This window comes from Aliivibrio sp. S10_S31 (assembly GCF_014694495.1).
Taxonomy (GTDB): Bacteria; Pseudomonadota; Gammaproteobacteria; order Enterobacterales; family Vibrionaceae; genus Aliivibrio; species Aliivibrio fischeri.
On sequence record NZ_JAAUWR010000026.1, the window covers coordinates 44,615 to 51,227 of the forward strand.

Sequence of the window (6,613 nt, forward strand, 5' to 3'; positions counted from 1 at the left end):
AATGGTTAATTAGCGTTACTATTTAGTTTAGATGTAATGAATACAAATAAGGAAACACAATGGCTGGGTTAAGTTTATTAACATTATTAGATGATATTGCTTCAGTTCTTGATGACGTGGCGTTGATGTCTAAAGTTGCCGCGAAGAAAACAGCAGGTGTTTTAGGTGATGATTTAGCGCTTAATGCACAGCAAGTTTCGGGAGTTAGAGCTGAACGTGAGATCCCTGTCGTATGGGGCGTAGCAAAAGGATCGTTCAGAAATAAATGTATTTTAGTTCCTGCTGCGTTATTAATTAGCTCTATTGCTCCTTGGTTAATTACACCATTATTATTAATTGGCGGTTTATTTTTGTGTTTTGAAGGTGCAGAAAAGGTTCATGAAAAATTCTTTGAACACCATGATGCCCAAAAGGAACATAAGAAAGAGAAAGAAACGAACCCAGAAGACATTGCCGATTATGAACAAAAGAAAATTAAGGGAGCGGTTCGTACTGACTTTATTCTTTCAGCTGAAATTATTGTGATTGCATTAGGTACAGTACAAGGCCATCCATTTTTAACACAAGTATTGGTCATGAGTTTAATTGCGGTATTAATGACGATTGGCGTTTATGGCTTAGTTGCAGGTATTGTCAAAATGGATGATCTTGGTTTTTACTTACAACGAAAAAGTGAAGGCAAAGGCGTCATTGGGTCTATTGGTAATGGGTTAGTAGCAATGGCACCTAAGCTTATGAAATTACTGACGGTTGTTGGTACCATTGCTATGTTTTTAGTCGGTGGTGGTATTGTGGTACATAGCCTTCCATTTGTTCATCATGCACTAGAAAGTGTGACGAATCTGCTTCCTTCTATTCCTTATGTGTCTGCAACATATCCAACGATTGGGAATGGATTTATTGGATTATTTAGTGGCTTTATTTTGCTCTTTATTATGGTTATGTATCAAAAAGTAAAATCAAAATAATACTATTGTTCGTCTGTAAACTTAATAGCGATGGCTTCGGCGTTACCGCGTTCGAAGCCGAAAGAGATTAAGCGCCTTAACTTAAGGAACCAACCAAGCTGTTGCTTTTGATTTAGATAGAAGCCAACTTAATAGTAATGCACCAGAACCACTAAGAATAATCCAAACAGGAATAACCCATAGTGGGTGACCTGTATACCAACCATAATTTTTCATTGGCCATAAGAAGATAGGGTGGAGTAAGTAAATACCTAAACTGTATTTGCTGATGAATCCAATAATAGTTTGAGATTTATCAGAGAGTGATTCTCCAAAGTATCGACATACATAAAAGAGCATTGCAGCAGCAGCTACGGTATTAATGGTTTTGTAAGAAAGCCATCGTCCTACTGTGTATTCGTTTAGCGCTACACTTTGGCTTATTACCATGAAAACGGTTGTGATAAGAGCAAAGGCTCCTAAGCTGATAGCAATAGTTAGATTTCTCTTGCTCAGGTTAATGCGTTGATAAAGTGTATAACCAAGCAGTAGATAACCACTATATAACCAAATTTCCAGACTCCAAATACCTTCAAATTTAATTAGATAGAAGCAGGTTGTTAACAACCAAACACCGAGCAAAGAAAAAAGAGCTGTATCATCTAATTTTTGCACCAAGGCTCTTAGAAAAGGAATAATAAAATAGAGTGGTATAAAGTAATAAAAGAAACCTAAGTGGTAGTATGTATATTCAAAAGGTAAGTCAATAAGTACTGACTTAGCTGAGTCAAAGTCGTAACCTTGAGATGTCAGTCCTGAAAATAACGCATAGAACACCGACCAAAAAAGAAAGGGTATTAATACTTTACCTAGGCGCTTTTTTATATAATAAGATGGATTAAATTCTCGCTGATCACTCAGCATTAAAGCCCCTGTTATCATGATAAAAACAGGAACAGCCCAACGACTTAGCCCGTTGATGGTAACAGCACTTGCCCATTGATCAAAAGGGATTACATTCAACTCATTACGATAAGGGGCTAAGACATGAATAGCAACAACAGCAATTGCAGCTATGCATCTTAGTAAATCAAAAAAGAAGACTCTTCCCATAATATTCCATCCTAATTTAGTGAATTTTTAGTGTAGCAAATAGATAATCAGTTTTATGTATTAGCTCAAGTATTGTCTTTTTATAACGCAATCTTCTTTAACTGATGTCCTAGAATTGTAAGTTACATAAAAAATGTTAACACAAACGTAAATTAACCAATGTAACTGGAATTACTTAATAAACAACAATTTTATGATGTATTATTAACATTGGCCATTAAATAATTATTTAAGGAGTGAATATGAAAATTGTTGCAGGAGCACTGGTTGCACTTTTTGCGTGTTCAATAAGCGCAGAAGAAGATTCTGATTATACTATCAGTCCATATATCGTTGGTGGTAGTGATGCAAACGTTGCTGATTATGCGTTTATGGCATCCTTAATGTACGAGTATGATAATCAACCAGGTACTATTTACCCGTTTTGTGGCGGCTCTGTCTTGGATAGTATGCATATTTTAACTGCAGCGCATTGTGTTTATGACGTTCCTAATTTTACTGTTGGGGATATGAAAGTGGTTATTGAAGCAAATGATGGCCAAGACATGCTTGCTGCCGACAAAGTTCCCGTTGAGAAAATTTATTATCCAAGTGATTATGATGATGATTCATTACTAAATGATGTTGCCGTTTTAAAATTAAGCCGACCACTATCTAATTACACGTCAGGACATGTTGCAGAATTAGGGGATTTAGCTGAGCAAGGATATCGTACTGCTGATACAGATTTTACTATTGTCGGCTATGGGCGCTTAGGCTCTAATCAAGCAAATTCAAACGTAGATTTCTTATCAGCTACAGTGAAATATGTTGATCCAGTTGCGTGTAATATTTGGTCTAATTTTACTACTTCAGACAAACAAGTATGTACAACCGGAAGTTCGCTTGGGAATGGATTAGTAACGGCTACCTGCCAAGGAGACTCTGGCGGACCATTGGTTTGGGACAATAACGGAGTTAAAACTCAAATAGGTATCGTTAGTTTTGGTCCTGGTGTGTGTGGTGATGAAGCTTTAGCAGCACAGTCGGTGTTTACTGATGTAAGCCAATATAAGTCATGGATACGACAAGCACAAAATGGAGAAATACCTCCAACGATTACAGCAAGCAGCGGTGGTGGTTCTGGTGGTTCAATTTCTTTTGCAAGCTTTGTTAGTTTAGCTGCATTTGGTTTGTATCGACGAAGAAAAACAAGCTTTTAATGTTGGAATAAATAGAAAAGGCATAGTATTCGACTATGCCTTTTTAGTATTAAGAATGCTTATACGTATTGAAGAACAAGACGATTCCAAACTCTCTTTTGATGTTCAAATTGCATTTTTATTTGTTTATGTTGGACATTTAAAAGTGCTAATTCGTATTTTTTCGATAACGTGTCTTTTTTATTCTCGATTAACTGCTTTTTTGAATCGTAGTATTCAGCCATTCTTTCAATCAATGCATCATACTCAGCTTCTAAATGCTCTTTAATTGCATGGTAATTATGTAATGTAGCAATTTTACTTTCCGCTTTTTTACGTAACATGAGCGCTTTGGCTTTTTCTATTTTTGCTTGCGGACTCACACGAAGTTTATGAGCTAGACCTAGCCATGAGCAGGTTTTAATAAACCATTTTGTTGGATCATATTGCCACCAGTAAATTCCATTTCGGTAGTCATTTTCAAAAATGTGGTGGTAATTATGATAGCCTTCACCAAAAGTGAAAATAGCTAAAAATCCGTTATCTCGAGCTGTATTTTTTTCTGTATAAGGTTGAGAGCCCCAGATGTGAGCTAATGAGTTAATAAAGAACGTTGTGTGATGACTTAATGTTAAACGAACAGCTCCTACCATTAATAGCATACCTATGATATCGCCATAGATAACGCCTAATAATAGAGGTACGCCAATATTCATTATGAGCGCTAAGGCAATATAGTGTTTGTGTTGCCACATGAGGATATTGTCTTTTTGTAAATCTCGACAGTTGCCATAATCGTCATAGGTAGCTGGTTTATAATGACGTAGCATCCAACCTATATGAGAGAACCAAAAACCACGCTTAGCTGAGTAGGGGTCTTTGTCATTATCGTCAACATGACGATGATGAATACGATGATCAGATGACCAATGAAGTGCACTATTTTGTAATGCAAAAGCCCCACCTAAAGCAAAAATGAAACGTAATGTTGGATGGGCGTTATATGCTTTGTGCGACCATAAACGGTGATAACCAGCAGTTATGGATAGGTTACAGAAGCTAAAAGTTAAAAGTAACCAGATCCAATGCTCACTGCCTAGTCGATTGTAATAAGCATAAATCGGGGTCGCAACAAATGCGAGTAGGAAGCTAGATGTAAAAATAAATACATTTAGCCAAATAATCGATGGTTTGGTTCCTTGATTCATTTTGTAATATCCATTTAAGCGTACAGTTGTGCGCTAGAATAGTTTGAGATTAAATTATAGTCAAGAACAGACATTTAAGAATATGTAACAAATGCGATATAATTCAAGTCGAATTAAGTTTAGGGAAACAACATGAAAATCTCATTTTCTGAAGGGGATATTATTGCTAATCAACGTGAGATAGTTATTCGATTAAGCAATAAATCAAAAACAACTCTACAAGCCGAAGTGGATGCAATTACTTTAATTGGTGGAGTGAATGTTATTAATGCTGTAGGCAGTGGTGCAAAATGGTCAGTTAAGCTAGATGATGAAGCGCAACTGCAACAATTGGCCGAAGAGGTCGGTATTGCAGTTGAATACTATTAATTGGAAAGATTAATATTCAGGTGAAACAATTTGGTTTTTCCCTTGTTGTTTCGCTTTATACATGTTCTTGTCCGCCGTTTGAATCAAGGATTCAATATTACAGCTGGTACTTTGACACTGGCTTATGCCAATACTAGCAGTTATGATGTGGCGATGATCAGAAAATTGATATACTTCTAATTCACACTTTTTTAAAATGGCTGTGCCAATAGCTTTTGCTTGTTGCAAACTATGGTTTGAAAGAAAAACAATAAATTCTTCTCCGCCCCAGCGGCCGACAATACCCGATTCGCCAACGGCTTTTTTACATAAATTAGCAAAACGGACGATCACTTCATCACCTGAAGCGTGACCAAATTGGTCATTAATCCATTTAAAATTATCAATATCGATGAGTAAGCAGATTTCAGAACAAGTGTCACTATCGATGATTTTTTGGTTAAGCTTTTCAGTTATCGCTCTACGATTAAACAGGCCTGTTAAGTCATCATGTGATGCTTGATATTCTATTTGACGTTCAAGATGGTATTTTTCAGTTACATCAATAATTGAGGTCTGTATTGCCGGTAGGCCTCCCCAATCAATGACACTTTCAAATAGTTGAAAATAACGAGTTTGACCGTCAAAGCAGATGTTTTCAACAACATCATTGGTTGAGGTTAATTCTTTTGAGATCAGTTGTTGATATAGATTACGAGCATTTGTTTGATTGTACTCAGGTATAAGGCACATAAAACTATCTAATGCCATCACTTCTGCCACAGAGTTTGCTTTTACTAGATCAACAAAAGCAGGATTTACCATGAGTGGTTTGAAATCTCTATGAACCAGAATTCCTTGTAATGAATGCCAAATAAGGTCTTTATATTTCTGTTCTTGGTCAAGGATTTGCTGGTTAGCCTGATCAATCGTTGACATATCAATTACCGTAATTTGAAGTGCAGGCAGCCCTTGCCATTCAACGACATGATCGACTGTTAATACAGAAAAAATTCTGCCTTGGGTATTTTGGTTAACGTATGAACGAACTTTAGGTGTTTCTTTACCTTGCATAACATCATTATAAGCTTGTTGAGCTATCTGATGATATTTGGGGTCGATAATATCGAATAACGAACTAAGGTTCATCACTTCTTGAGGTGATTCGAAACCAAACAGTTGCGCGTATTTTTCATCAACAAATAGTGGAGTAAAATCTCGATGAATAACGACGCCATACATTGAGTCTATATGGATTGGTTTCATGGGGTACCTTAGAACGTAAATCTGTAATGTGTATGGTATACCTTTATGACAAATAAGGGAAATTTATGAGCTACATTAGTGAGATAGATAATGATACTACTGTCATTATGCTGTTTTTATGTGAAGGGAAGGGCAGTTTTTTTAAATGAAAGATTGGTTTTTTAAAGGTTAGATGCTATCTGAATTTTCAAAAACGATGGTTTTTATATTCGAAACATACAAAAAAGGCATCGTCTTTCGACAATGCCTTCGTTGTATTGGCGGAGCGGACGGGACTTTCTATCTACCTTGAGAGCAGCACGACCCTCGGCGTGTCAGGCCGCTAAGCTCTCCAATAAAAAGCCTAACCAACTGAACTACCGCTCTAATTTTTGCAACCCAGACTTTATCTGGAACTCGGAAGTATTTTCATTTTCGACAGATACAAAAATGTATGGTCCGCCTCTTAATTGCAACTACAATTAATTAATGACGGAGTTAGTTTGCGCTAATGTATTCGGAGTCACGTTTGGTGAGCCCATGGCTTACCAGCTCCACGATGATATCCGCG

General features: G+C 36.7%; 6 protein-coding genes. 3 read left to right on the forward strand and 3 right to left on the reverse strand.

Annotated features, from left to right (window positions below; all coding sequences use genetic code 11):
* The first annotated feature begins 59 nt into the window (after positions 1 to 59).
* On the forward strand, positions 60 to 968 hold the full coding sequence (locus HC728_RS17960; RefSeq protein WP_065622852.1) for a DUF808 domain-containing protein: 909 nt from the start codon (positions 60 to 62) through the stop codon (positions 966 to 968).
* 81 nt (positions 969 to 1,049) lie between these two features.
* On the opposite strand, the gene HC728_RS17965 is transcribed toward HC728_RS17960, so the two are convergent.
* Positions 1,050 to 2,063: an acyltransferase family protein gene (locus tag HC728_RS17965; protein WP_190395842.1), complete on the reverse strand. Its 1,014-nt coding sequence runs from the start codon at positions 2,061 to 2,063 to the stop codon at positions 1,050 to 1,052.
* Positions 2,064 to 2,302: 239 nt separating this feature from the next.
* On the opposite strand from HC728_RS17965, the gene HC728_RS17970 reads away from it, so the two are divergent.
* Complete coding sequence (locus HC728_RS17970; RefSeq protein WP_005422193.1) at positions 2,303 to 3,262, forward strand: trypsin-like serine protease; 960 nt, start codon at positions 2,303 to 2,305, stop codon at positions 3,260 to 3,262.
* A 59-nt stretch (positions 3,263 to 3,321) separates the two neighbouring features.
* Here the strand turns inward: HC728_RS17970 and HC728_RS17975 are convergent, their stop codons facing one another.
* Complete coding sequence (locus HC728_RS17975) at positions 3,322 to 4,449, reverse strand: fatty acid desaturase (protein ID WP_065640912.1); 1,128 nt, start codon at positions 4,447 to 4,449, stop codon at positions 3,322 to 3,324.
* A 132-nt stretch (positions 4,450 to 4,581) separates the two neighbouring features.
* Here HC728_RS17975 and HC728_RS17980 point away from each other — a divergent pair, with 132 nt between their 5' ends.
* Positions 4,582 to 4,818 (forward strand): DUF3389 domain-containing protein, encoded by a 237-nt coding sequence (locus HC728_RS17980; protein WP_065640911.1) that lies wholly within the window; start codon positions 4,582 to 4,584, stop codon positions 4,816 to 4,818.
* A gap of 9 nt (positions 4,819 to 4,827) precedes the next feature.
* On the opposite strand, the gene HC728_RS17985 is transcribed toward HC728_RS17980, so the two are convergent.
* On the reverse strand, positions 4,828 to 6,063 hold the full coding sequence (locus tag HC728_RS17985; protein ID WP_190395840.1) for a sensor domain-containing diguanylate cyclase: 1,236 nt from the start codon (positions 6,061 to 6,063) through the stop codon (positions 4,828 to 4,830).
* Positions 6,064 to 6,613: the final 550 nt, after the last annotated feature.

Excerpts from the sequence above, each read along its gene's own strand:
- HC728_RS17960 (WP_065622852.1), top strand. The coding sequence starts at position 60 with ATGGCTGGGTTAAGTTTATTAACATTATTAGATGATATTGCTTCAGTT.
- HC728_RS17970 (WP_005422193.1), top strand. The coding sequence starts at position 2,303 with ATGAAAATTGTTGCAGGAGCACTGGTTGCACTTTTTGCGTGTTCAATA.
- HC728_RS17975 (WP_065640912.1), bottom strand. The coding sequence starts at position 4,449 with ATGAATCAAGGAACCAAACCATCGATTATTTGGCTAAATGTATTTATT.
- HC728_RS17980 (WP_065640911.1), top strand. The coding sequence starts at position 4,582 with ATGAAAATCTCATTTTCTGAAGGGGATATTATTGCTAATCAACGTGAG.
- HC728_RS17985 (WP_190395840.1), bottom strand. The coding sequence starts at position 6,063 with ATGAAACCAATCCATATAGACTCAATGTATGGCGTCGTTATTCATCGA.